The sequence below is a fragment of the Hymenobacter lapidiphilus genome (assembly GCF_013377885.1).
GTDB lineage: Bacteria > Bacteroidota > Bacteroidia > Cytophagales > Hymenobacteraceae > Hymenobacter > Hymenobacter lapidiphilus.
This window is the reverse complement of record NZ_JABKAU010000049.1, coordinates 1-23906: the sequence shown is the minus strand read 5'-3', so window position 1 is coordinate 23906 and position 23906 is coordinate 1. Positions and strand designations below refer to the sequence as shown.

Annotated in this window: 28 protein-coding genes; 12 read left to right on the top strand and 16 right to left on the bottom strand. The window is 56.9% G+C overall.

Annotated features, from left to right (window positions below):
• Positions 1–181: 181 nt before the first annotated feature.
• The gene (locus HW554_RS18105) at positions 182–604 is read left to right on the top strand and encodes a hypothetical protein (protein WP_176909961.1); all 423 of its coding nucleotides are present in this window, start codon (positions 182–184) and stop codon (positions 602–604) included.
• Positions 605–783: 179 nt separating this feature from the next.
• On the opposite strand, the gene HW554_RS18100 is transcribed toward HW554_RS18105, so the two are convergent.
• From HW554_RS18100 to HW554_RS18085, 4 genes are all read right to left on the bottom strand, one after another.
• Positions 784–1677: a MerR family transcriptional regulator gene (locus HW554_RS18100; protein ID WP_176909960.1), complete on the bottom strand. Its 894-nt coding sequence runs from the start codon at positions 1675–1677 to the stop codon at positions 784–786.
• A 153-nt stretch (positions 1678–1830) separates the two neighbouring features.
• Complete coding sequence (locus HW554_RS18095; RefSeq protein ID WP_176909959.1) at positions 1831–2532, bottom strand: carboxypeptidase-like regulatory domain-containing protein; 702 nt, start codon at positions 2530–2532, stop codon at positions 1831–1833.
• Between the two features lie 160 nt (positions 2533–2692).
• Positions 2693–3073, bottom strand: a complete 381-nt coding sequence (locus HW554_RS18090; RefSeq protein ID WP_176909958.1) for a hypothetical protein — start codon at positions 3071–3073, stop codon at positions 2693–2695.
• A 51-nt stretch (positions 3074–3124) separates the two neighbouring features.
• Positions 3125–3553 carry a hypothetical protein gene (locus HW554_RS18085; protein WP_246285465.1) on the bottom strand — a complete coding sequence of 143 codons (429 nt, stop codon included), beginning with the start codon at positions 3551–3553 and terminating at the stop codon, positions 3125–3127.
• 597 nt (positions 3554–4150) lie between these two features.
• Between HW554_RS18085 and HW554_RS18080 the strand changes: the two genes are divergently transcribed.
• The 5 genes from HW554_RS18080 to HW554_RS18060 all read left to right on the top strand — a co-directional run bounded on the left by HW554_RS18080 (position 4151) and on the right by HW554_RS18060 (position 7884).
• The gene (locus HW554_RS18080) at positions 4151–4564 is read left to right on the top strand and encodes a hypothetical protein (RefSeq protein ID WP_176909957.1); all 414 of its coding nucleotides are present in this window, start codon (positions 4151–4153) and stop codon (positions 4562–4564) included.
• 204 nt (positions 4565–4768) lie between these two features.
• Positions 4769–5434, top strand: a complete 666-nt coding sequence (locus tag HW554_RS18075; RefSeq protein ID WP_176909956.1) for an SAM-dependent methyltransferase — start codon at positions 4769–4771, stop codon at positions 5432–5434.
• 351 nt (positions 5435–5785) lie between these two features.
• Positions 5786–6154: a VOC family protein gene (locus tag HW554_RS18070; RefSeq protein WP_176909955.1), complete on the top strand. Its 369-nt coding sequence runs from the start codon at positions 5786–5788 to the stop codon at positions 6152–6154.
• Positions 6155–7028: 874 nt separating this feature from the next.
• The gene (locus HW554_RS18065; RefSeq protein ID WP_088466029.1) at positions 7029–7445 is read left to right on the top strand and encodes a hypothetical protein; all 417 of its coding nucleotides are present in this window, start codon (positions 7029–7031) and stop codon (positions 7443–7445) included.
• Between the two features lie 73 nt (positions 7446–7518).
• Positions 7519–7884, top strand: a complete 366-nt coding sequence (locus HW554_RS18060) for a DUF1493 family protein (RefSeq protein WP_088466030.1) — start codon at positions 7519–7521, stop codon at positions 7882–7884.
• Between the two features lie 79 nt (positions 7885–7963).
• Here HW554_RS18060 and HW554_RS18055 read toward each other — a convergent pair whose 3' ends face one another.
• Both HW554_RS18055 and HW554_RS18050 read right to left on the bottom strand, forming a co-directional pair.
• A complete protein-coding gene (locus tag HW554_RS18055) occupies positions 7964–8392 on the bottom strand; it encodes a hypothetical protein (protein WP_176909954.1) in 429 nt (142 codons plus the stop codon).
• A 122-nt stretch (positions 8393–8514) separates the two neighbouring features.
• Positions 8515–8970, bottom strand: a complete 456-nt coding sequence (locus tag HW554_RS18050; protein ID WP_176909953.1) for a DUF1569 domain-containing protein — start codon at positions 8968–8970, stop codon at positions 8515–8517.
• Between the two features lie 940 nt (positions 8971–9910).
• On the opposite strand from HW554_RS18050, the gene HW554_RS18045 reads away from it, so the two are divergent.
• Positions 9911–11791: a T9SS type A sorting domain-containing protein gene (locus HW554_RS18045; RefSeq protein ID WP_176909952.1), complete on the top strand. Its 1881-nt coding sequence runs from the start codon at positions 9911–9913 to the stop codon at positions 11789–11791.
• Positions 11792–11973: 182 nt separating this feature from the next.
• Here HW554_RS18045 and HW554_RS18040 read toward each other — a convergent pair whose 3' ends face one another.
• Positions 11974–12249 carry a hypothetical protein gene (locus HW554_RS18040; protein WP_176909951.1) on the bottom strand — a complete coding sequence of 92 codons (276 nt, stop codon included), beginning with the start codon at positions 12247–12249 and terminating at the stop codon, positions 11974–11976.
• Between the two features lie 320 nt (positions 12250–12569).
• Here HW554_RS18040 and HW554_RS18035 point away from each other — a divergent pair, with 320 nt between their 5' ends.
• Complete coding sequence (locus HW554_RS18035; RefSeq protein WP_176909950.1) at positions 12570–13457, top strand: nucleotidyl transferase AbiEii/AbiGii toxin family protein; 888 nt, start codon at positions 12570–12572, stop codon at positions 13455–13457.
• Here the strand turns inward: HW554_RS18035 and HW554_RS18030 are convergent.
• The 7 genes from HW554_RS18030 to HW554_RS18000 all read right to left on the bottom strand — a co-directional run bounded on the left by HW554_RS18030 (position 13444) and on the right by HW554_RS18000 (position 19224).
• On the bottom strand, positions 13444–14310 hold the full coding sequence (locus HW554_RS18030) for a type IV toxin-antitoxin system AbiEi family antitoxin domain-containing protein (protein WP_176909949.1): 867 nt from the start codon (positions 14308–14310) through the stop codon (positions 13444–13446). The two genes, HW554_RS18035 and HW554_RS18030, sit on opposite strands and share 14 nt — an antisense overlap.
• A gap of 206 nt (positions 14311–14516) precedes the next feature.
• Positions 14517–15197 carry a recombinase family protein gene (locus HW554_RS18025; protein ID WP_176909948.1) on the bottom strand — a complete coding sequence of 227 codons (681 nt, stop codon included), beginning with the start codon at positions 15195–15197 and terminating at the stop codon, positions 14517–14519.
• A 184-nt stretch (positions 15198–15381) separates the two neighbouring features.
• Positions 15382–15699: a hypothetical protein gene (locus tag HW554_RS18020; protein WP_176909947.1), complete on the bottom strand. Its 318-nt coding sequence runs from the start codon at positions 15697–15699 to the stop codon at positions 15382–15384.
• 192 nt (positions 15700–15891) lie between these two features.
• Positions 15892–16479, bottom strand: coding sequence for a hypothetical protein (locus HW554_RS18015; protein WP_176909946.1), 588 nt, complete (start codon positions 16477–16479; stop codon positions 15892–15894).
• A gap of 31 nt (positions 16480–16510) precedes the next feature.
• Positions 16511–17323 (bottom strand): relaxase/mobilization nuclease domain-containing protein, encoded by an 813-nt coding sequence (locus tag HW554_RS18010; RefSeq protein ID WP_176909945.1) that lies wholly within the window; start codon positions 17321–17323, stop codon positions 16511–16513.
• Positions 17320–17679 carry a plasmid mobilization protein gene (locus HW554_RS18005; protein ID WP_176909944.1) on the bottom strand — a complete coding sequence of 120 codons (360 nt, stop codon included), beginning with the start codon at positions 17677–17679 and terminating at the stop codon, positions 17320–17322. The genes HW554_RS18010 and HW554_RS18005 overlap by 4 nt, the downstream gene beginning before the upstream one ends.
• Positions 17680–18963: 1284 nt before the next feature.
• Positions 18964–19224, bottom strand: a complete 261-nt coding sequence (locus HW554_RS18000; protein ID WP_176909943.1) for an AbrB/MazE/SpoVT family DNA-binding domain-containing protein — start codon at positions 19222–19224, stop codon at positions 18964–18966.
• A 760-nt stretch (positions 19225–19984) separates the two neighbouring features.
• Here HW554_RS18000 and HW554_RS17995 point away from each other — a divergent pair.
• The gene (locus tag HW554_RS17995) at positions 19985–20923 is read left to right on the top strand and encodes a replication initiation protein (protein WP_176909942.1); all 939 of its coding nucleotides are present in this window, start codon (positions 19985–19987) and stop codon (positions 20921–20923) included.
• 21 nt (positions 20924–20944) lie between these two features.
• Positions 20945–21235 (top strand): hypothetical protein, encoded by a 291-nt coding sequence (locus tag HW554_RS17990; protein WP_176909941.1) that lies wholly within the window; start codon positions 20945–20947, stop codon positions 21233–21235.
• A 152-nt stretch (positions 21236–21387) separates the two neighbouring features.
• Here HW554_RS17990 and HW554_RS17985 read toward each other — a convergent pair whose 3' ends face one another.
• Together HW554_RS17985 and HW554_RS17980 are read right to left on the bottom strand one after the other, a co-directional pair.
• On the bottom strand, positions 21388–21882 hold the full coding sequence (locus HW554_RS17985; protein ID WP_176909940.1) for a hypothetical protein: 495 nt from the start codon (positions 21880–21882) through the stop codon (positions 21388–21390).
• Positions 21883–21896: 14 nt separating this feature from the next.
• Positions 21897–22640, bottom strand: coding sequence for a ParA family protein (locus tag HW554_RS17980; protein WP_176909939.1), 744 nt, complete (start codon positions 22638–22640; stop codon positions 21897–21899).
• Between the two features lie 191 nt (positions 22641–22831).
• Between HW554_RS17980 and HW554_RS17975 the strand changes: the two genes are divergently transcribed.
• Together HW554_RS17975 and HW554_RS20430 are read left to right on the top strand one after the other, a co-directional pair.
• Positions 22832–23593: a replication initiation protein gene (locus tag HW554_RS17975; protein ID WP_176909938.1), complete on the top strand. Its 762-nt coding sequence runs from the start codon at positions 22832–22834 to the stop codon at positions 23591–23593.
• Positions 23594–23725: 132 nt separating this feature from the next.
• Positions 23726–23906, top strand: a 181-nt coding sequence (locus HW554_RS20430; protein ID WP_218134778.1) for a GNAT family protein, incomplete at its 3' end; no start/stop codon positions are given.

Sequence of the window (23906 nt, the reverse complement as noted above, 5' to 3'; positions counted from 1 at the left end):
GATTTAAACAGCTATCGTCTTTGCTATAGGGTACGATAAGAGCCCGATTATCGTGCCCTATCCGGCTATAAGATACTAGGCAACCGGTCATTGCTATTCTCGCTCTTACGCGTCCCCTGCGTCAAGCTCCGGCTTTGGCTTGTAATCCGCGGTTGCTACCTTGTAGCGCATGAAGCCGGAGATGAAAGAGTTATCCTTATCTACTTTAGCCCACTACGCCATTACGTATGAGCCGTGCCCGCCCTTGCTGCGGGGTTCCAACAGCCGCCGGCTTAGCGCGGAAGAAATTACGGAGACCTGCGAGCTGCTGCTGGCCACGGCCCGCCACTACGCCTGCCGGTACTGGCTCCTGGACGGCCGCTCGCACCAGCAAGCACAGCCCCAGGCCCTCCACGACTGGATGCGGGACGAGTACTTTCCCCGTCTCTCACGGGAGCTGGGGCCGGGGACTTGCCTTTGCTTCCTGGTCCCGGAGCCGGTGTGGATCGGCTTGCCGGCGCTGGGCTACGGACAGTTGCAGAATGGCTTTGTTCACGGCGTACGGATGGGGTGGTTCACCGACGAAGTAGCTGCCTTGGGCTGGCTGGCCAGGCAACGGACCTAAGGGCCTAGGGGCCTCCACCGCCAAGTTGTTGCCCCACCCTTTTGCAGGCGTAAAAAAGCAAGGTTTGGGGGAGTGAGGAAAGTGATGAGCCAATTAGCCCTCCCTCGCCCCGCTGCCTTGAATATTCCCCGACTGCCCCCACTTTTAATGCGCTCCGAAGGCTAGCGGACTCAACCGGACTACCAGACCCGGCCGGCATCCAAGTGCTCCAGAACATCCGTGATCCGGCTTATGTACTCGGCCCCAGGCGGCAGTTGCGTGCTCAGGTGCCGGGCCAGCGAACCACAGAACAGCAGCTGACAGCCGGGACAGAGCGCCCGCAACGTCTGCCCGAATTCACCTACGCGCTCCGGCATCATGCCGGCCGTCAGGACCGTAAGCACAATACCGGGCTTAAACGACGCGCAGGCGGCCCCTACATCGGGCAACGGCATGCTCTGGCCCAGGTACAGCACCTGTTGCCCCCGCCGGCGCAGCCCGTAGGCCATAAACAGTAGCGCCAGCTCGTGTTCTTCGCCTTCGGGCAGAAACAACAGCCACCGGGCCGCGCCCGCCGGCGGGTAGGAGGGCAACGCGTCGAGCGCGGCCAGCATCTTTTGCCGGACCAGTTGCGAGAGCAAATGCTCCTGGGCAATATTGAGGGCCCCGGTTTGCCAGGCCAGCCCGATCCGCTGCAACAGCGGGTACACCAGGTGTACCATGACCGGCTCCAGGCCCTGGTCATTGATAGCGTCCGTTAGCAGGTAATGCAGCCGGGGCTCATCCAGATCAAGCATGGCCGTCATCAGGGCATTGAGGCGGGCGGCGAAAGATGTGGATACCGTGGCCTGTAGCTGCGCCGCGGCCTGGGTTCTTTCTGTTTCGCTGAGCTGCATCACCCGCGAGATGCGCCAGCCGTGGCCACAAAGCGAGGCGACGTGCAGTAACCGGTGCAGATCGTCGTCGTCGTAATGGCGCAGGTTGTTGGCCGTCCGGCGGGGAGTCAGCAGGCCGTAGCGTAGTTCCCAGGTACGGATCGTGTGCGCTTTTATGCCCGTAATCTGCGCTAAATCACCAATTAGATACTGAGCCATACATTATATAAAGCCAGACCTGTGGCCGCTGCCGGGTAACTCTCGGGCAACGCACGGAGCAAGGTACAGAAAAGCTCCCCGGATACGGCTCGGCCCCGCTTGTAGCGGTACGGGTTGTATCCGGGGAGCTTGCCTCGGCTGGTTAGTAGCGGGCTAGAACAGCCACCAGCGACGATGCTTTGGGGAGGCTTTCGCCGTGAGCAGCTTCGTTGGCAACAACGTCACATTCTGCGTATAGCGGCCCTGCAACGTTACGTCTTCCTCCGCGTAGCCCCCATACCCATACTGTAGCTGCTGGGCCTGGCTGGCGGGCAGCACCAGCGTATAGTTGCCGTTGGCATCGGTGCCCGCGCCCCGGCCCGTGGTTTTGTTGATAACGGTAGCCCCCACCAGTGGGTGGCCGTTTTCATCCAGAATGCGTCCCCGCACCGTGACCATGCGCAGGGTGGAAGCGGATGCGTCCGCGCTTGACACGGAGGCCATCACGGTCTCGGACACGGTGGGCACCTCCGTGGGCAGGTTGGCTTCCGGCAGGTTCACGGCCGCCATCGAAGCGCCGGCCACCAGGGCCGCCCCTGCTACCAATGTAGCCGCCCGCCGCCGGAACCGCTGCGGCTCCGTGCGGATAGCGTCCAGCTGCCGGCCCACCCAGCCGATCGGTTTTACCGATTCGCCCTGGTGCTGCATGTCGTGGAAGCGCAGCAGCGTTTCGTCGCCCAGCTGCCGGTTGGCTTTCAGGTAGGCCTCTACGGCCTGGGTGTTGGGGCGCGATAAATCGCCGCGCAGGTAAGCATCCCGGTACACGGGCAGCAGCGCCCCTGTAGTCGAATCAAAAGGAGAAGCGGTGAGTTGCATAGGATAGAAGTAGGGGAGGATGAGTGAGACAACACCCTCTGCTCAGCCACGACGAGTAGGTGCTATCTGTGAAAACGAGGAATAGGCACTAGAAGCAACGCCATGCCGCGCGGCAAAACCCGGAGCCGGCTCGCGAAAAGGGAGCCGGCCTCGCCGGTCTTTACTTGAGCAGGTCGACTTGCTGACGGAGCACGTCGCGGGCAATGGCCAGGTTGGTATCGCGGGTGTTTACGGCCAGGTAGATGAATTTTTTACCCCCGTCGATCAGGTTAATCAGGTGGATTTGGTTGGTGAGCGTAATAAGGATGTCATCAATTGCTTCGCCCGAAAGCTTGAGTGCTGCCATCGCCTTCTGCTTCTGCTTCACCACTTCGGTGTTGTAGGCGGCCGCGGTTTCCGGATTGAGCGCGGGCGAATTGGAGTGCGAGGCCAGCACCATGCCCGATTGGGCATCTACGATGGCAATGGCCAGCAGCTGGGGCAACTCGTCGAGGATGTTCTGAACAGCCTTGCCGGCGGAGTTAGTAGTAGAGTAAGCCATGCAGTTGAAAAGAGAAAATGGAGAAAGAGAAAAATGGGAACGTGTAAAAAGCTAGCTGCTGTGTTGTTGCAAAATGGCCCGGGCAATGGCCAGGTTAGTGTCCTTGTTATCGACTACCAGATAGAATAGCCGCGCTCCATCCTGGCTCACGCGCAGCAGATGAGCCTGCGTGGTCAGCGAAATCAGAATGTCGTCAATGCGTTCATCGGCCAGCTTCAGTGCGGCAATAGCGCGCCGTTTCTGCTTGATTACCTCCGCGTTGTGGGCGGCCGCCTTGGCCGGTTTAAGCGCTGGCAGGGCGGAGTATGCGGCCAGGCTTTGCCCACTTTCAATCTGAATCACGGCGATGGCCAGCAATTCGGGTAACTCCTGGCGGATGACCTGAATGGTTTTTTCGGCTCGCTGCGCCTGCTTGCTATCAACCGCCGGGGTGCCCTTGCCGGCCAAAGCTTGAAGGCGAGAGAGTAGGGGTATATTCATATGATACGGTTACTATACAACGGTGAACGTGTGCAGCAAATACGGGAATGCCCACTCTTTGTTTAACAAAACTATCGTTTCAGTTAAGCAAAACAGGATGTATTCGGCGAACATGCCCCATATCGGGATGAACAACCATTTTGGGACGTTTGCTTTTCCATTTTAGAATAACGGTTCAGCTTGGGAAAAATCAAATTGCCGCTGTGCTTGAGACAAGCCCGTTTCGATGATTCTCATTGCCTTAATCCCTTCCACAAGCCATGGTCCCACACTTTCTGACTCTCTGTTCGTCTTCGAACCGTAGCTAGCACGGCTGGTTAACCGAGTACTTCTTGCGTGCGCACAACTCTGTTCCATTGAATGAGCTTTTCTACACCGCTACCACCTTGCAGGTGCAGGTTTGGCTACCATTGCTCGTTGAACGGTTTGAGCACTACCGACAGGAAGTTGCACAAGCACTGGTTCCACCCACTATAAAGCGAGCGGGACCCAGCGCTTCGTTGTAGCGGCTGTCCTGAGCTGAACCGGGCCAACGCCAACAGCATGGAAATTAGGTTACCTCCCACACCTTTTTCCCTTATCCGCGCAAGCCAGCCCATGCATACCGATACGTTATCCACTGCCGACGGCGGCAGCTGCACGCTCACTTTTGAAGAACCCGCCGGCTGGCTGCGGGCCACGTGGCGCGGGCATGTGGACCCGGTGGAGGCCGTGCGCGGAGCGGAGAATTATCTGGCCCACGCCGCCCTGCGGCCCTGCCCCTACCTGCTCAACGACAATTCTGCCCTGCTGGGCCCCTGGTTTGATTCGGTGGATTGGCTCGAACGGGTATGGTTGCCCCATGCGCTGCGGCTGGGGCTGCGCTATATCGCCCATGTGGTGCAGGCCGATATCCACACCGACGTGCTGACACGCACCTTCCCACCGGCCGTGCAGGGCCGGCTGGAGCTCCAGATTTTCTCCGCCGTGGTCGAAGCGGAGGAGTGGCTGCGCAGCAAGCGGCACGACTGATGTAGCTGGCTGCCCAGCGGAGACAAAAGGCGCCTTCCCTTCGTCGTAATCAGGCCGACTCGCCTGTCCGGGCTACCTGCTTACTGGCTGCAGCAGGCGGAATCTGGGGTCGGCTATGGCAGCGCCATCACTTTCCAGCGGATGGCGGCGAGCGTTTTCCGAAGTACTTTAGCTTCAAAAGACTAGTTCACGTAAGCGGGGCATATGACTCCTTCCAGCCTGAGTAATTACTGTGATACGCTCTACGCCCAATGGAGCCCGGAGCAGGCCAGTTGGTTCCAGCCGCAAGCCGCGGCTTCCTTACGCCTGTTTGCGCACGCCAACCTGCCCTTCGATGCGCCCATCGTCGACGTAGGGTCGGGCCTCTCGCCGTTCTTCGACAAGCTGCTGACCCAAGGCTACGTAAACCTAATCGCCACGGATCTGAGCGCTACCGCTCTGCACCAGCACCGGTGCCGACTGCCGCCCGCGCAAGCGGAGCGGGTGCTGTGGGTGGTCGACGACGTGACGGCCCCCCAGCACCTGCCCTTGCTCGACCCCGTGCTGTTCTGGCACGACCGGGCGTTACTGCACGGGCTGATGAGCGCCAGCCAGACGGCGACGTATTGCCGCCTGTTGGACCACATGGTCTTAGCCCACGGCTGGGTCCTGTTAGCCGCGCGCGCGCCACAGTCCGGCCCTCCCTTGACCGATGCCGGTTTGCTGGTTCAGCCCTATGGGGTGGCCGAGTTAACGGCGTTGCTGGGGGCCGATTACGCGCTGCAGTGTGCCTTGGACGAAGTGCACGAGACGCCCCAAGGGGAAAAGCAAACTTATACGTACGCCCTCTTCCAACGCAACGCCACGAGCCGCAGGGGTGCCTGGCAGTAGCTGGCAACACGTTTAGGAAGGCGCACAATCCATCGCGAAGGGCCGCGGGATTCTTTCGCCCAGGGCATGGTCCGATGAACGCAATGAACTGCATGCTGACGAACACCTGCCACGCCTTGCTGGCAAAAGCGCAGTTATAGGGGTGAGCGCCTAGCAAATCAAGCGGTTTTCGTTTACCTAACCGGTCCGAACAGCAAAAGCGCGTGAGGGTTCCTCAACCGGGCTGTGTGGGCCTACATGGCAAAAAAGGTGTGGCTCGCCCCTGCCGAGTGCCTACTCCGAAAACAAGTCCCATCTTGCCCCTTTACGCGGATCAACTGCCGCCAGCGTCTTTGTTTCCTTTCAAATTCCATGCCTTCGCACGCCCTTTCCATCCGTCCCTTTATCGGCGCCCGAGACTTCGCCGTGTCGCGCCGTTTCTACCGCGCCTTCGGGTTCACCGAAACGGTTCTCTCCCCCACGATGTCGCTTTTCTCCCGGCAAGGCGCGAGCTTTTACCTACAGGATGCCTACGTGCCGGACTGGGTGGACAACACCATGCTGTTTCTGGAAGTCGCGGACGTGGCGCAGTACTGGGCCGAACTGGCGGCCCTGGACTTGCCCGGTCAGTTCGAGGGGGTCCGCCTCGTGCCCATCCGGCAGGAAGCCTGGGGCAAGGAAGGGTTCGTCCACGACCCCTCCGGCATCCTGTGGCACATCGGCGAGTTTAGCAACGGATAACGCATTTCCGACGGCCGTGCAAACTGGTGGCGTTTCCGGGCGCGTGCCGTCAGTACAGGTGACACCGCTAGATACAGCTGGCGTTCAGCCAAACGGTGGCAAGGTAAACGCTCTCCGTTTGCTGAAAGGAGCGTTTCCCACGTACCTTGGAATAATGAACCGCCGCAACAACTACTGTCTACTCTTGGTCCTCGTGGTGGGACTGTTGCCTGGGAGCATTTCTGCGGCGTGTGCTCAGAAGAAAGAGCCTCAAATCAGGAATGGCTCACTAACAGAATGGTGGGGGCCATTATACCCGATCAAGACGGTAAAAGAGTACAACGATGCAGGCCAGTTAACAGAAAGAACAGTCTATGCGCTGCTGGTGGCGACACATCATTCGTATGATTCGACTGGCCACCTAAAGTTCAAGTCCCGACGTCCATTCGTAATGATTTCTACCACAAGGAAGGATATTAGCTACTACCCAAATGGGAAGCGCCGGCATGTTGGAAACCACTTTCCGCACACCTACATACGTCGATACTGGTACGAAAGCGGGCAACTCAGGTCTGTGTTTCGTAAGGGGCTGTGGGGAAACATCATCAAGGAATGGGAGAATGGCAAAATGACTCGGATTCGCTATTCCAAAAAGGAGTTGAGAAATAGACAGAGAAATAGCCGTTGGCATTAGTGAGTACGCACCCGTTTCTTCAGTTTCTTGTTGGTTTGAATGAAATACTTCCGGGTGCCCACAGTTCATTCAAACGGTCCGAAGGTAAACAGGTGCTGTTCGGTGGAAGGAGCGTAAAATTTACCAAGTAGTTTGGTCGTTGGTCCTCGTACTGTAAATCGAAGGCCAAGGCATCTGCCCCAATTCCTCGCTTACCCTCTCATGTCCGCTCTGCTCCCGTTTTCAACTGCTGCGTTTGTCATGGCCTGCCTCGGGACCATTCCCAGTTTCGGGCAAGCTGGCCTCACCCCATCCCCGGATGGCACGGCGTATTCCGTGGCCTGTTTCTGTGGGGACACAATACCTCGGCCGTTGTGGCTTCCCACGGGCTACGTGGTGAGCAATCCCAATTGGTACGGCGAAGGCAATATGCGGGCGTTTGTCTACGCCGACAAGAGTGTAATTTCCGTGCTGTGCGGTGCCAACGCCACATTAAGCCTGCCGAAAAAGAAAAAGAAGGGCTTCTTCGACCGAAAAGTTGTTTTGCCCGGCTGTTGTTGCCAACTCATGTATACCCATGTGCCCGCAGCACGGGTAGCGGACTTTAATCGCGCATTTGACGAGGCCAGTAAGCCGTAAATGGAGGTTTACTTAAAGGGTCAGAAGGTAAACGCGCTCCGTTCAAAGTAAGGAGCCAATCTTTGAATCCATTATGACGCCTTCCCCCCTTGAGCAGGCCGTGCTCTCCTTCGTGCAGCTACGTACGGGCGGCGACGGCCCGGTGTCGCTCGACACGCTGATCTTCGACGAGCTGCAAATCGACGGGCTGGACGCCTACACCTTCATGGAGGACTTCATGAACGAATTTGACGTCGACATGAGCGGATACGACCCCGAGCGGTACGCCATGAGCGAAGCCGATTTGGCCAATATTTTCAAAACATTGTGGCGCGCCGTATTCAATCGCCGCGCATTGGTAAAATTTTCCTTCCCGGTGCGCCACCTACTTGCCGTAGCCCAACAAGGGCAGTGGTGTGATTACCATAAGGCCTCCTCCACGACACCAGCAGCTACATAAGCATGCTCATGGACCCTATGTAAGTGGAGTTTAGCCAAAGGGTCGGAAGCTAAACGCGCTCTGTTTGAAAAAAGGAGCGTTAGTGTTGCTCTGGCACGCGATGGTAAGTGGAGTTGCCGAGCGGTTCGTAGAAGGGCATATAGCGCGAATTGTCCACGAGTTGATACTGGACCACGATGGACGGACAGCGAATGGCAAAGGGTGGGAGTGGCGAGCGGGTATATAGCGTCAGCGTGTCGTGGGCAAAGCGATACTGGAAGGGGTCGAGTCCTTTGACCATGCCCGGCTGACCTTGGTCGTCCCACCCAATGGGACGGTTATTATCGGCGACTATAGAGATTTGACTGTCACTAGTAATGCCCCAGTTGTAGCTCTTGACAAACACCGTATCGCCTTTGCTCGACACGAGCGCCGCACTGCTATAGACCCCATTCGCACCGTCACCATCCTCGCCACACGAGGTCAGGAGGATTACGCAACAACTAACGAACACGCGGTTTATGAACATGGCGACAAAGTAATGCGCAGGTAGGCGACGGAGCGAGAAAGCTCTAGCCGCCGGGACCTTTGAATCGTTCACTGAAAGGGTACTGGCTTAGACACACCGCAGTCGGATCAAGGAAGGGTTTATTACACCCCAAACTGCCGCAAATGGTGGTCTAGGTGCTTCCAGGTGACCTCCCCAAACTCCTGGGCCGTCAGATGACCGAACACGGGATGCTCCACCCCCTGCGGGCCGTATTTTTCGCGCTCCAGCAAGCCCAACAATACGTCACGGTCCGCTTCGAAGGTGGTCGGCAAGGTCATACCGGCCTCGGCATCCAGTTCTTTTAACGTGCGCATGCCCGGCTTGAAGGCCTTCAGGCGCGATACGACCAGCCACTTCACCAGTGGTTTAATAAAACCGGGCAGGCGCGTCGAGCTCACTACTTTCTCCCCGCGACTGACGCGCAGTTGGTCGGTGCAGTGCACCACCATTTGGCTGGCCGTCATTTTGCCCCAGTGACGGACGCTAACCGGCCGTAGCTGTTGGATGCGTGCGCACAAGGCGTCATTGTCACTGGCGGTAAGAAAGTTAGCGCTCATGGGGCAAAAAAAGGATTAATGGAAAAGGACGGCTTCTCGTGGCAAGTCTTTGGGGTCTGACTCGTAAATTGAGGGCATTATTGTTGTTCGCTCTGCGAACACAACTCTATTTCTGTCACATCTCTCTTTGCTGAAAACACGGCCCGCCTTAAATTAACACGTTATGATGCACACCTACGAGTCGTTTGCTTGTCTCACAACGAGGGTACTTAATTGGTCCGCACATGCGGTTCTATGGCTGCTGGTGATGGCTGTTTTGCCGGCCATGGCGGCCTCTGAACCCCTGATTTTTGCCTCCCACGCCCCGTCTAGTCCGGCACGTTCCCTGGCCACCATCTTAACCGCCGAAGGGTCCTTGCGGCCGGGGGCCACCGGCGTCTTTAATGCGCGCCGTTTCATCATGCATACGGCTCCCAGCGGCCAGCCGATCTTTCGCCCAGCTGGGGTCGGTGATGAGCGCTGGCAGGATGACTTTGGCTTGCCGAGCGGGCCTAATGGTCGGGTGCTGGCCGTTATACAGGCGGGTACTGACCTATTCATTGGCGGGGACTTTACCAGTGTGAACGGAGTGGCAGCTAATCACATTGCCCGCTGGGACGGGACCCGTTGGAGCGCACTCGGCACAGGCACCGCCAATGGGGTGAGCAACACCGTCTTTTCCTTGGCTGCCGCCGCGAACGGCGATGTGTACGTGGGGGGCTCTTTTACGAGCGCCGGCGGTCTTCCTAGCTACAGGGTGGCCCGCTGGAACGGCACGAGTTGGAGCAGCCTGGGCGGCCCTACTACTATAAACACGTACGCCTCAGCCCTTGCCATCGCCAGTAATGGCGATGTGTACGCCGGGTTTTTCACGTCCCTCCCGCAAGGGAGGGCCGCCGGCTCCGTCGCCCGTTGGAATGGCAGTGAGTGGAACGCGGTGAGAGCCAGCACAGGGACGGGCATGAATAATCCCGTCGTGTCATTGGCCATCGCGGGCAATAACGACGTGTACGCCGGAGGCTACTTCAGTACAACGGATGGGAAGACGACCCGCAACGTGGCCCATTGGAATGGCTCCACTTGGGAACCCTTAGGGAACGGTACCAACAGCGACGTGGACGCTATGGCGGTAGCACCCAACGGCGACTTGTTGGTTGGCGGGCGCTTCACCATTGCCGGAGTGGTTGCGGCTAACCGGGTGGCCCGTTGGAACGGCACTACCTGGAGCAGCCTAGGCACCGGTTTGGCCAATGGGGTGAGTAACTTTGTGTACGCCCTGACGGTGGGTCAGAATGGCCATGTGTACGTAGGGGGGCTGTTCTTACAAGCCGGGGGACTCCCGGCCAAACGCTTGGCCCGTTGGGATGGTACTACCTGGAGCAGCATGGGGGCAGGTACCGGCGATGGGGCCGACGATGTCGTTATGGCCCTGAGGGCGAGCAGCGACGGCAGCGTTTACGCCGTCGGCAATTTCACCCAGGCTGGCCGCGTCGTGGCCCTCAAAGTTGCCCGCTGGACGGGCAACAGTTGGCAGGCGTTGCGAACGGGGGTGGCCAATGGGATAAAAGGGTCCCTGAATGTGCTGGCCGTGGCCCCAAATGGGGACGTGTACGTCGGCGGGCAATTTACGCAGGCCGGCGGGGTGGTGGCCCGCAACATCGCGCGCTGGGATGGGACCAACTGGAGCGCGCTGAGGGCAGAAGAATACGACGGCGTAAACAGCGTGGTCTACGCGCTGGCCGTGGCCGCCAACGGCGATGTGTATGTGGGCGGTGGCTTCACGCAGGCCGGCCGCGTAACCGCGAATGGAGTGGCCCATTGGAATGGGCGCGCCTGGAACAGCTTGGGTACGGGTGCGGCTAACGGCGCAGAAAGTGGTGACGTGACGGCCTTGGCCATGGCTCGCAACGGGGATGTGTATATGGGCGGCCGCTTCACCCGGGTGGGTGGTCTGCTGGTGAACCACATCGCACGGTGGGACGGGACGACGTGGCACACGCTGGGGACGGGGAATGATGCCGGTATTAGGGGGAGCGTGTTGGCCCTGGCCGTGGCTCCCAACGGCGACGTAATCGCCGGAGGTGAATTCCTCCGGGCGGGCGCAGGCACAGCTAACCGGGTGGCCCGCTGGAACGGCACCACCTGGAGCAGCCTGGGCACCGGCCTGGCCAATGGGGTGAACAACACGGTTTACGCACTGGCGGTGGCAAAAAATGGGGACGTGTACGTGGGGGGCGAGTTTAGAGAGGCCGGCGGGGCAGAAGCGACTTACTTGGCCCGTTGGAATGGGGTGGCCTGGGCCGCGCTGGGCGCCGGCGTCAATGGGGCTGTTCTTTCCATTGCCTTGGCCGAAGATGGTGCGGTATACGCCGGAGGATTTTTTCGACAGGCAAGTGGGATAGACGCCCTCAAAGTTGCCCGCTGGAACACTACTTCCTGGGAAGTTCTTGGCTCGGGGCTTAACGGGGGAGTCTGGTCAATAGCGCTGGGGTTATCTGGTCAACTCTACGTCGGTGGCAACTTCTCAGCGCTGGGTGACGGGAGCAAAGTGTCAAGGAGCTTTGGCTTCTACACCTCGGCGGCTGTCGTGACCTCGGCGGCTCCCGCCCGTGTACGCTCCTTCACGCTGTATCCGAATCCGACCAAGACCAGCGCTACCATCGTGCTGCCGGCCGCCTCTTATCCCCGCTTTTTACTCCTGTTCGATGCGGCCGGGCGCGAAGTGCGCCGCCAGCCCGTTCCCGCTCACACGACTATTGCCCTCCTGCATACTAACACGTTGCCCCCTGGGTTATACACCGTCCGTATTGGCAATACTTTTCACCGTCTCTTGGTAGAGTGAGCGCTCATTAGAGGGAGTTAGCAGGCGAGAATAGCGCGGGGACTGGCTATGCCGTCGCCCTTCTACATGCGCTACTTAAGGTGGCTCAGGCAAGCTGAATAATAGCGGGTCGAACCAAGCATCGATTGCTGCTGGATGCGGGATGTTTCCTGCAACTGAATCGGTACGAAGCTAAACGAGGGTTATAACTCAAAATACCCTAGTTCTTGAATGTTTAGAAGCTGTACTTTACCATCGAGTAGCACCTCAACCCCGTTAAAATACAAGCTGAGGGATATCCAATGCGACCGTTCGAGGCGATATACAATCTGGTGGATGCCGTTAGGCATGTTGATGTGGTCCCAAGTACCGCGAATGGGTTTGCCAGCAATCACAGCATCGAAAGTGCCCGCGCGCGGCATGGCACGCAGGGCTGCTACTTCTGCTTGCAGTAGGTTGTCGGCCTGTTTGTCGACCACATTGGCCTTCTTATAGTAATGGGGGGATAAAGTTACTCTAAGCCATCTTGAGGCAAGTTATAAATTCACGAATCGTTTATTTTCTGAATTACACCTGCCATACTAATTGTGTCAGCAGCCTAGGTCTCCAGCATTGTAAATAGCTTGTAATGTCGGGGTTTGCCATCGTGCTACCTCGCTATAACCAAGTCTGCCGGTGCTAGTTGTATTACCAATGTTACTTATATTACCTATGTTACTATATTTGGTAGCAGCGCTCCTGGAAGTCAGTTAATTTTGTCAACGCGTTGGGCAGCATACCCAGCTGCTAAGCCCATACTATGGATATCGACGTTGTCAATAAAATCAAGCGCCTCGCCATTATTGCCCTCGCGTCCGATGACACGCTTAGTGAAGCTATTGTGCTCAAAGGGGGCAATGCCATCGATCTGGCTTATAGTGACGAGCACGGCGCGGTTTCGCGCACTTCCTTTGACCTGGACTTCTCGCTGGTCGACGGCGACTTTCAGGAAGACCGGCAAGCCATCAGTGACCGAATTGAAAAAACGCTGGTGCAGACCTACGCCGAAAACGGCTATGTTGTGCTGGAGTACAGTTTCGTTCTCAAGCCTAAAACCAAGCCGCGGATAGCGGACTTCTGGGGTGGCTACCTGGTCGAGTTCAAAGTGGTGGAGCAGCAGGTGTTCGACCAGCCGGCCGCCAACCCCAACGCGCAGCGACGAAACTTTATCCCCCTGCGCCCCAACCATTCCTCCAAGTTTCAAATCGAGTTCAGCAAGTTCGAGTACATGGGTGAAGGCAGCAAGCAGCCTATTACCGTGGATGGCTACACGGTCTATGTGTACACGCCGGAGATGATTGTTTTCGAGAAAGTCCGGGCCATTTGCCAGCAGCTGCCCCAGTACGCCGAAATAATTCCTTCCCATACTCCCCGGGCCCGGGCCCGGGACTTTTATGACATTCACTTAATCATGGAATCCCAGGGGGTAAGCTGCCGCTCCGCCGAGCGCATTGCCCTGCTGCAACACGTCTTCGACGCCAAGCGTGTGCCGCTGTCGTTTCTACAGCAGATGCGCCACCATAAGGCTCTGCACCGCGACGACTGGGAAAACGTCCGGGCGACAGTTTCCCAAACAGAAGAAGTGCAGGATTTTGACTTCTATTTCGACTACGTGCTGGATGCCTTTGAAGGAATTACAGTCCCTTAGGGAAGTAAAGTCGCCAGTCGGCTGAATAATCCTTCTCCTCCATGTCGTAGGTCAGGTAGAAGTCGAACGCCTTCGGGCGCTCCCGCAACTCTTCTAATTTCTTGCCCTGGTAGCCGGCGCGCTCCAGATAGAAGCCCACTGCCTGGAAGTAGGGGTAGATGAAATCCAGGGAATCGAGCGTCGCTACCAGCTTATTCAGCGAGAGCTTGCCCTGGGCATTTCGATAGGCCTCCAGGACGGCGGAAACGCCACCCGCGTAGCCGGGCCTCACAGTGCTGTCGAGCAGGGTGCGCTCCACGTTGGTGGTGGGAATGCCGTCCAGTTGATGCACGCCTAAGCGGTTCGTAAACCCGCCGTTGAGCACCATAAACGTGAAGTCCCCGTAGCGGATGCTGGCCGTGGTGCGGCGCTGGGGCTTGGCAAAAGCCGCGTCAATGCCAGCCTGCGTCAGGGATGCCTCCCGCTGGGGCTTTTTGGTTTGCTCAAACGTCACGTAGATAATCTTCGGTACCTGCGTGGTTAAGCCGTTCACCCACACGGCCGAGTAATGCGACAGGTAGGCTCGGGGGGCCAACGCCGTGGCGATGTGCAACACTGAAAACTCATCCTGCACATAGAGTTCTTTCGAGGGCAAGTACCCATCGGACTCCAGCTTTATCTTCTGGAGCACCTCTTTGGCCAGCAACTGGTCAATCAGCTTTTCCTCCGTGGTGGTCGGCGCAATGTTCCAGGTCGCCCGTTGTTGCTCCAACACGGCAATCAGCTGCCGCTTGGTAAAGGCCTTCTTGAGGTGCTGCTTAAAGAACGCCCGTATCCGGGATTCTGCAATAACAAACCGTGATTTACCAGCCATAGCAGCGATTGAGCATGCTTAAGAATCTGGAAGTATATATACTTCCAGCAAAGATAAGCCATAAAAAGCGAAAAGTCAAATTCAAGGCTGCTACACCAATTAAGTAAGGGTGTCATTGCCATGTTGGCTGCACATACAAAGTGTATACACTTTGTATTGCGCAAAGTTAAAGCTTTTTGTTCAATGGGGCAACTTCTGTCTGCTGTTCAGGCACGTGCAGAGTCAGCAGTTGGTAACAGGCGCTGCACGGTCGTGGCATGAAACGCTCTGCCGCGCCGCGTGCGGTATCCGGCCTGATTGAGTTCGGCCGCAATCTGCCAGAGAGTATGTCCCCTGGCGCGGAGTAGCTCAGCGAGTCGTGCGGCCTGGCGGTTGGCCTGGTGCTCGCGGGCGTTCGCCTGCATAGCCGCCTGGCCCTGGGCGATAACAGCCGGCGTAAAATTGGCCGGGCTGCCCAGCTTGACGCCGCGGGCCTTCTTGGCTGCCAGCGCGTCCTTGGTGCGCTTGGAGATAGTCTCGCGCTCGTGCTGGGCAATGACGGCGAACAGGCCCACAGTCAGCGTATTGGCGTCGGGCATATCGCAGCAGACAAAGTCCACGCCCGAATCGCGCAGGGCAAAGATGAAGCCCGCATTACGGCTCAGCCGGTCGAGCTTGGCAATGAGGAGCGTCGCGCCTACACGCCGGGCCTCATCGATGGCGGCCAGCAGCTGCGGCCGCTGGTTCTTCTTGCCGCTCTCAATTTCCACGTACTCGGTGCCAAGCTGGGCCGGGTCCGGCACGAAAGCGAGCACGGCGGCCCGCTGGGCTTCCAGGCCCAAACCCGAGCTGCCCTGCTTCTGAGTCGAGACTCTATAATAAGGAGTGTAGCGGCGGGTGGGCGTCATGGGAAGCGAACCAAAGGGAAGAAAAGTCTCCCAAGGTACTCTATTTTACATATTGTAAACGTTCGTTTACAATATGTAAAATAGAGTACTTTCTTGAATCGCCCGTTAAATAGCCCTGAGCTGGGCCGACTAGGCTACTGCGACCGGTTAGCTTTTCGGGGCAGTGGGGAGGGAAAAGGCATACCTAGCCGCTAATAAGAAAGTCCGTCAGATTATCCGGCAGGGGATGCGCTTCCATGCGCTCCGCAACCTGCGCCATACTCAGGCCCGTCAACAGCAGCTGGTACGCGCGCAGGATGGAAACCTCGGGCTCGTTCTCCGGTGAGATGCCGAACTCCTGGCCCGCATCCAGCGGGGGATTTACGTAGCTCAGCAGCGACATCCACGCCGTGGTTTTCGGCGTGTTGAGCCCGCCCGGCAAGGTTACGCCCCGTTCCAGCCACTTGCGGCACGCCAGCTCCGCGTGCCACGCGAAGCTGGACATGCGCAGGAAAGTGTCCAACTCATTATAGCGCGTAAACGGTGGGCCACTCTCGGGCCAAAACGACGGCTTTTTGAAGGGTTGTCCCATCCTACAAGATACGCTATAGAAGCCACTCAAACCACTTTCAGAGCGTTTCTAGACCATTTTTAATCGCGCAGCTTTGCCTCCCGGCAAGCTCGGTATTTCGCCTTATCTCGAAGCACTCTATACCTAGTTTTTGGTCTTTGTAGAAGTTGCCTCCTTTTCCAGTACCACCGCCTCCGCCCGCTTTCGCTGCGCTTCCAGTAGCAAACGTTCGCGTTCTTCGAGGCGAATGGTTTCTTCCTGAAACTTGACCGAGTCCTGCCGCCAGCGTGCGGTCACGGACGCGGTATAAGTAGGATTGGTTTGCATGGTCTCGCGCCACAACCACGCGCTGCGCTCGCGCTGGTCGCGCACGGCCGCCGCGTTCCACCACCCCCACCAACTCAAAAAGAGCAATGCCAGCACGCCCACTAATACCCAGACTCCATACCGCACGGCCTGCGTCAACGGCCGGTCCGGGTGGTGCCGCTGCACCTCCTCTGCCACCGCTTGCCGCAGCTGCTTCTCCAACTCCTTGCTCACCCCCACCGGGGACGGATTCACGGGGGCAGCCGGCCGGGCCACCGTCTCCTGCATGGCCAGCACCATGGTTGCCATCCGTTCAATACTCGGACCGTAGTCTACTGAGGACTGCTGCTCCGCCAGACTTTTTTTAACGCTAGCCACGTCGTCGGTCAGGCCCTGCAGGAGTTCACCAATGAGTTCGTTATTCATAAGGAAGGGGTAGATGATTGCTGCTTACTGGTTAATAGCCCAAGCCATGGTCAGACGACTGGGGGCGCGGCGTTGCCTGTTGGGAAAGTTGCTGTCGCTGTGCTTGCTGCTCATTCTGTTCAAACGTCTTGGTTAGGCCCGCCAACGACATCGGACGCGCCAGCTGGCTTCCTTTGAACCGTTGCCCGTCCTGCTCAAAGCTGATGCCCGTCGCCTTCCCAGTGGCGTTGTAGTGCAGTTGCGCCGTGATGCCCTGTGCTTCCACTGCGTGGGTAAACTCGGGCAAACTCTTGGCCTGTCGGGCGCACGCCTGCACCGCTTCCCGCAGCCGGATGCGAGCCTGGTCGTGGGCGGGCACGTTGGTCAGGTTTTTGCGTTTTTCCAAGCTCATAACCGGGGTCAACTCATACTTCTGCTCCAGCTCCCGCAGCAGCGTTTCACTGCGAGAGTAGTTGTGACCATCTCCCACCGTGTGGCCGTCGTCCGCTACCCGGTTTGCTACGATGTGAAAATGCGGGTGGGGCCGGTCGTTGTGGCGAATCACCGCGTACTGCCCCTTGGCGAGCCCCATTCCTTCCAGGTAATCCAAGGCGATAGCCGCCATTTTGTCATTGGTTAACTGTTCCTTTTCTTCTGGAGGAAATGAGATGGATGTGTGCCACACCGCTCGCCCCAGCGCGGGATTAAGCTGGCGCTGCTGCTCAAAATCCTGGGTCATGGCTGCGGCGTCATAATCCCGCACCCCCCGGCTCAGCAGCACCTCACCTTCGCCCTGGTCGAGCTTCTTGAACTGGTACGCGACGCAGCCCCCGAAGCTGCGCCCGATGATGGTCTTGCCAATCATACCGCGAGTAGTTTGTTAAGCTCATCGAGCAGGGCATCGGCCTTGACTGCGATGCTTCGCACCCCATCCGCGTGCGCCTTCTTCACCAGTTGATTCAGCGTATTACCCAGCGCCCGCAACTCATGCAAGGCCGGCAGCGCGGCCGGGTCCGGCGTGGGCAGCACCTGGCCGGTAAGCACGGCCTGGCGGCAGTATTCTGCTACCGTTAGCCGCGCCGACTGCGCCCGCCGCTTTACCGCCAAGTATTCAATTTTAGTAAAGCGCACCGTAGCCCGGTCTGGCCGGGCCTCCGGGTTGCGGGGGCGGCCGCCATTACGCTTGGGCCGGGGCTCATCAGGAATCATAGGAGCATCCATAGCAGAACAGGGGGGCTAGGTCTTTGGCGACGACAGGAGCCAAAGCCAGCCGTTAATGGCGCAGAAACCATAGGTTTTTGCCGCCATTAACATGGCTGGCTAAATCAAGCGTCAGGAGCCATTGAACAGACGGGAAAGAACGAGGCTAGGTTACAACTAGGGATTAAATTGTCTGCGCTGTTGAGCCGTAAGCCTGAAAAACTTCTGGTTAGGCAAGTATCCCATCAGCACCCTACTCCAATGAGAGTCAAAAGGAGTTAGTCAGATTCACCATGAAGCGCAATGATCAGAATAACCTAGTTTTCGCTCTTTCAGAAACCAGTGTAAGGACGAGTATGGAAGTCATGTTTTGGCAGAGAAAGCTATCCAAGGCGCTAGGGGGAGTTAACGGTTAGCTGGGTTGGCTATCCGGTTCTCTCACTCATCCAGTCGGGGTTCTTGACGCGTGTCTCCCTTCCAGCAATCCGAATACTCAGGAAACAGTTACTGTCCACGCATCTGCGTTCACGTTGGTTCCACCGGCTTGGCTCGCCTGGCTTTTCCCGATGAATGGGCGCCTACTTTAACCGGTACTTGGCCGGCAAGCTAGGTCTGCAAATTGGTCTGCTTAGGATCGTGTAAGCAGCATTTCTACTATCACGTTCACCCCTGCATGGTTGATTCTAATGTGCTTCTTCCCACCTTCCTGATTGTACCCCCACCCTGGGTTATCTTAACCCATATTGGTGGGCGAGCATCGGCTACTAGCCTGCTATTGGATGCAGCCGGTCCGAAGTGATTATATGACATGTTGGCTGCCTTAGTAGCTTGTGACGTGGCTACGAGCTATGGCGATACGGTGGCCATCTGGGCCACCGCTTAGCTAGATTGCTGTTCGGATCTTCCGCACGGAAAGCCAGCTGTTCCATCCTGCTCTGCGAACAGTAGCCCTAGTCGGGCAATGAGCAACCAAGCTACCAAAAATCAAACTTATAGAGTCCGCTAAGGGAGGCTATATAAGCGAATAATCGGTTCGTTTATACAACTGAAATTTAGTACTAATACGGTTTCCGAAACCGGTCATAAACTTCATGCACGGTGGGGTTGGGCAACTACACGAGCGGCAAATCAGCGGTGATTTGTTTACTAGTTGGAGGTTATCAACCTGAAGTTTACTCCCCTTTCATAGGAAGTTATAGTCTACCCGGAAAGGCGGACATGAGTAATCACTCCATGTGCGGGTCAGCGCCTCAACGGCGCTTCTTTGAATCAGAGTTGATAAGCACATCTGCTGACCCAGTGTGGTTACCACTGCCACTCCGTTTCCTCAAAGACTTCGTCCGAGAATGCCTCCAGCAATTCGTTTTCCGGTACCTGACCCTGGGCGGCAGAGTGCTGAAATCGTTCGTCCCAGCCCTGACGGGGGAGCTTAGTAACGGACGTAATGAGCACCCCCTCTGGCGTAGGCTGCAGGTTGACCTCGCCCGCGAGTTGGTACTGCTGCAATAGCTTTTTGGGCAGTATAATCCCTTGGGAGTTTCCTATCCGAATCAGGCGCGTGTTCATAGAAGCAATGTATGGACGCTGTGACTACGCGTGGGTGGGTTCAGCGATTTGCAAGCAGGGTGTAAAGTCTGACAGCGATAAGTGACACGTAAAAGTCCTCGTGAAAAACGGCTTTTTATCAGTGTACGCCTTAGTTTACCTCGCGTAGAAGCGTTGCATATGCCTAAACCGACAGGCGTGAGGTACTGGAACAAAGAATGACTGATAAAAAGTCGTCGTAAGCGTATGGCAGTTGACCAGAACCTGCTGTAGAGCCGCTGGAGAGCAATTGCGTTAGAATCGGCAAGTAGCTGCCTGGAGCACATACTCTGCTGTTTCCCCAAATTCATAAGGAGTATATCAAATCACTCAATTAAGTATAATTAAGTATTAAAATAGTGCAATCACATAATCCGGTTTTGAACTTCTTTGTGCTTTCTGTTTTGCTGCTTTCCCGCCTGAGTTGGAGTTATGTACCCATACCTTAAAAGCTACTTTTCGGGCTCGCGTGCGAATCAACAACTTGTGTATTTTTAGGTATTTGTCTATTTGCAGAGCTCATAACTCGCTGCACGTCTGTAATATATCCTCATTATAAACTACCTTTTATCAGTTAAAAACGACTTTTTATCAGTTAAAAACTACCTTTTATCAGTTAAAAACGACTTTTTATCAGTCAACCCACCCGTTAAAAACGACTTTTTATCAGTTAAAAACGACTTGTGATAAGCATTGTAGTTTTTAGCCGATTAGCTATATTTGCTTTCTATCTCTTTTCGCTATGGATCCATCTGAATCACTGGAAGTCAGGCAGCACAATGCCATCACCACGGCTCGCTACGATTACACGGCCTGCCAACTGGACCTGCTTTTCTTCGTGCTCTCCAAACTACGGCGGGAAGATCAGCCCAACCAGGAGTATCAGATCCATATGAACGAGGTAGTGGCCATGACTGGGCGCGAGTGGCACTACAAGCAGCTACGGGAAGCGACTGAGTCCATGGGGTCCCGCATGTTCGAAGTGGAGAACGACCAATCGTACGTGCAGCTGTGGATGTTTCAGAAGGTGGAATATGTCAAAGGTCAAGGCTTCCTGCGAATTCGCCTCTCGGAGGATATTCGTCCTTATCTGTTCGAGTTGAAGAATAACTTCACCTCTTTCCAGCTGTTTTCGGCCTTAAAGATCTCGAGCAAGTATGCCAAGCGTATCTACCAGATGGCTTCGCAATGGAAGGATATCGGGGAGACGAAGACCTACGACTTGGACGAGTTCAAGCTCATGCTTCGACTCAAGGATCCAAAGGGAAAAGAGCCGGAGCAGTTTCAGCGCATTAGCGATCTGAAGGCCAAGGTCCTCGACATTGCCGTGCGCCAGATCAACGAAAATACGGAGCTCAAGATCGGCTACACCCTGCTCAAAAAGGGGCGTTCTTTTCATGCCGTGCGCTTCTACGTAACCAAGCAGCAGCCCAAGCAGCTGCCAATTCCATTCGACGAATCACCGGAGCAGGCCAAAATTCTGATGGCACGCCGGCATCTGGAGTCGCTTAGCATCAAAGACCCGAAGCTGGTTGCCCAGATCATCGGGGATGAGAACCTCGTAGATGAGCTGTTCAAATTTATGTACCGCCTCAAAACCGACAAGATAAAGGCCAATAAGAACCCGGCGGGCTTGCTGCTAACTGTCCTCGGGCTAAAATCCCCAGCCAAACCCGCTTAGTTGTGGGTCTTCTCCCCTGCTATGACCACCCACAACCAGGAAGCTTACCGCGCGCTTAGAGCCTATCTGACGCACTTACTGACCGATCCGCGGGACACAGCCCTAGAGAATATCCCGGCGCCGCTACGCGCCAGTGTAGAGGCCTTCCTGCTAGGTAAGACCGTCTACCACGATGCGGCCGACCGGCCCGTCATCTACGCACACGATTTAGCTGCTTGGGCCCACCAGGTGGTGCACATGTCGGGGTTGGAGTATCCGGTGTCGCTGGCTACCGTCGACATCAATAGTTTGCGTCAGGCGATGGCGGCATGAGCAAGCGGCGTGAGATTGAGCGCCTGACTGCACTCGCTGGCCGACACGGCAGCTGCACAAGATTCAGCTGCGGGCCGCTAATCATGAGTTGGAAAACGTTGGCGCGTACACGGCCAAGCTATTCGGCGTCTAGCCGCCCGCGCCTTGCCGGCTTACTTTCCGCTGTTGCCCCGCTGCCCCTGCTGGATGCGCTGCCGGCGCTGCTGCTCCTGCTCCCGGGCCTCAGCCGGGCGCGGTGCGGTTGGGGGAACGCCGGCAAAGAGTAAATCCAACGCTTCCTGTAGCGCCTGCTTCTGCGAGTAGGTATAGTCGCCCTGGGCCCGACGGGCGTGAACGTAGTCGCGCAGCTGCTCCAAGTGGTCCCGGCTCAGGACGAATGTTTGCCGCGCACTAGCCGGCGCCTTACTGGCAGCGACGGAAACAGTGGCAGGAGCAGGAACCGGGGTTGCCCCGTCTGCAGTGTTACTAGTGTTACCAGTATCACCACTGTTACCAGTGTTACCGGTATTACGAGCCGATTTTGGGCTCATAATGGGCTTTTTCACTGGATCGGTGTCATCGCTCAGGTCGAAAAAGTCGCGTTCGGACGTCGGCTTGGGCGCAGTCTGCTCGCTGGGGCGGGGAAGGTTTTTGAAGGTCTTGGCCATGGGAAGCGAACGGATTAGCGGGTGAGAATTTCAGCAACCAGCGCCTGGTAGTCAGCGGCCCCGGCACTCTGCGGAGCGTAAGTAAAAATGTCCTGGCCCAGGTGCGGCGCTTCGCCCAGGGCAATGCTCTCGCGGATGAAGCTGGTCAGCACCAGCCCCGGATACAGTGCCCGGAGCTCCTCCGCCGTTTCGCGGCGCAGTATTTTGCGGCCATCGTGGCGGGTGAAGAAAATGCCGCCCACCGACAGGTCCGGGTTCAGCCGCCGCCGCACCCGGCCGACCAGCTCCAGCACTTTTTCCAGGCCATCGGCAGCGTACATCTGGGCTTCGAGCGGCACGTAGAGAGCTTGGGCGCAGGCATAAGCATTCAGCGTAACCAGACCCAGGGCCGGCGGGCAGTCCAGCAAAATATAATCACACCGCTCGCCCACTGGTTCGAGCAACTCCTTGAGTAAAAACTCGCGGTCCAGCTCGTCGCCTTTCACTTTCTCAAAACCAGATAGGGCCGACGAGCCGGCGACCAAGGCCAGGTTATTGTGCAGCGAGTAAGCCTTAAGCTTGTACTCGCCCAGCAGCGCCCCGTACACGGTGTGCTCAGCATCGACTAAACCCAAGCCCTTGGTCAGGTTGGCTTGGGGGTCTAAGTCTACCAGCAGCACCCGCTGGCCGGCACGGGCGAGGCCCGCCCCGACATTGGCCGTGGACGTAGTTTTGCCAACTCCGCCTTTTTGATTCGTAAACGCCAGAATCTTGCTCATAGCACAAACATACGTAATTCGGTGTTACCCATGTTACTCATCGTACCAATGTTACTTATATTACCCATATTACCAGTATTACCAGTATTACCAGTATTACCAGCAGGAATGCTATTTCACTTGAAACACCCTTAAATTTCGGGGGTTAGCCCACTCATCACGCTCGTTCCCTGTTTCCTACCGCCAGCCATATGCCCCGTCACCCCCTCCGGCGGCCCGCTGCCCGACGCGCAACTGCCCCTCCCCGGGTACTGCCCACCACTTGGCTCCCGGACCTGACCACGGCCCGCTTTGCCTACACCGGTTTACAGCTCGACCTGTTGTTTTACCTACTTTCCATACTGGAAGAAGCGACTGCCGCCCGCTCGGTGGAGCTGTGGCTTAGTGGCTTTTCCGCAGCGGCGGGCAAAAAGCATAACTACAGTTACGTGGCCGCCGCGGCTGCCGAGTTGGTGGCTCAACCGCTGACCATCCGGGGCAAGCAGGACCAGTACCAACCGCTGCGCCTTTTTGACCGCATCCGCTCCGTGCCGGGACAGGGCCTACTGCAAATCAAACTCGTCCGGACCGGCATCCCCTATCTACTCGAACTGCGCGGCTTGATTCCTGCTACCAGCTTGCGGGCGTTTCTGCAGCTTCCCAGCAAGCACACTAAGCGAATTTATGCGCTGTGCTGCCGTTATAAGGCCAAGGGCCGCACCCCCACCTTCACGGTAACCGACTTCAAGCAGATGCTGGGACTGATCGATGAGCAGGGGCACGAAAAGCAGCAGGGTTTCACCTCTTTCCGCAAGCACGTATTAGAGGCGGCGATAGAGCAGATTAATGCCACCACTGACTTGCGGATTGCCTGCCAGATGGAAAAGCATGGTCGGACTGTTTTCTACCTCACTTTTATGATTAAGCCCCAAGCCCTTCCAGTGTTGCTACCCATCGCCGGTACTGATGCCTAATCAACAGCTCAGGTAGAGTAGTATCCTTGCCCTCGGTTAAAAGCTTGGTCTAAAAGGCGCTATTTGAGTTAGCGCCCTGCTTACTTTTAGCCCCTGCCCACTACTACGGCAAGTAAACGATGGCATAAGACAATGGTCAAGCTAGCGCCTTTACAAAAGGAACATGTTGCGCACTTTTACAACTGGCTTCAAGACCCCGAAGTCATTGAGTATTCGCTCACGGCTTTTCAAGCCATGAAGACCACGCAGCAGATTGACCACTGGTTTACGGCCACTCTGCAGCAACAGAATAGCCTAAACTTGGGCATCTATT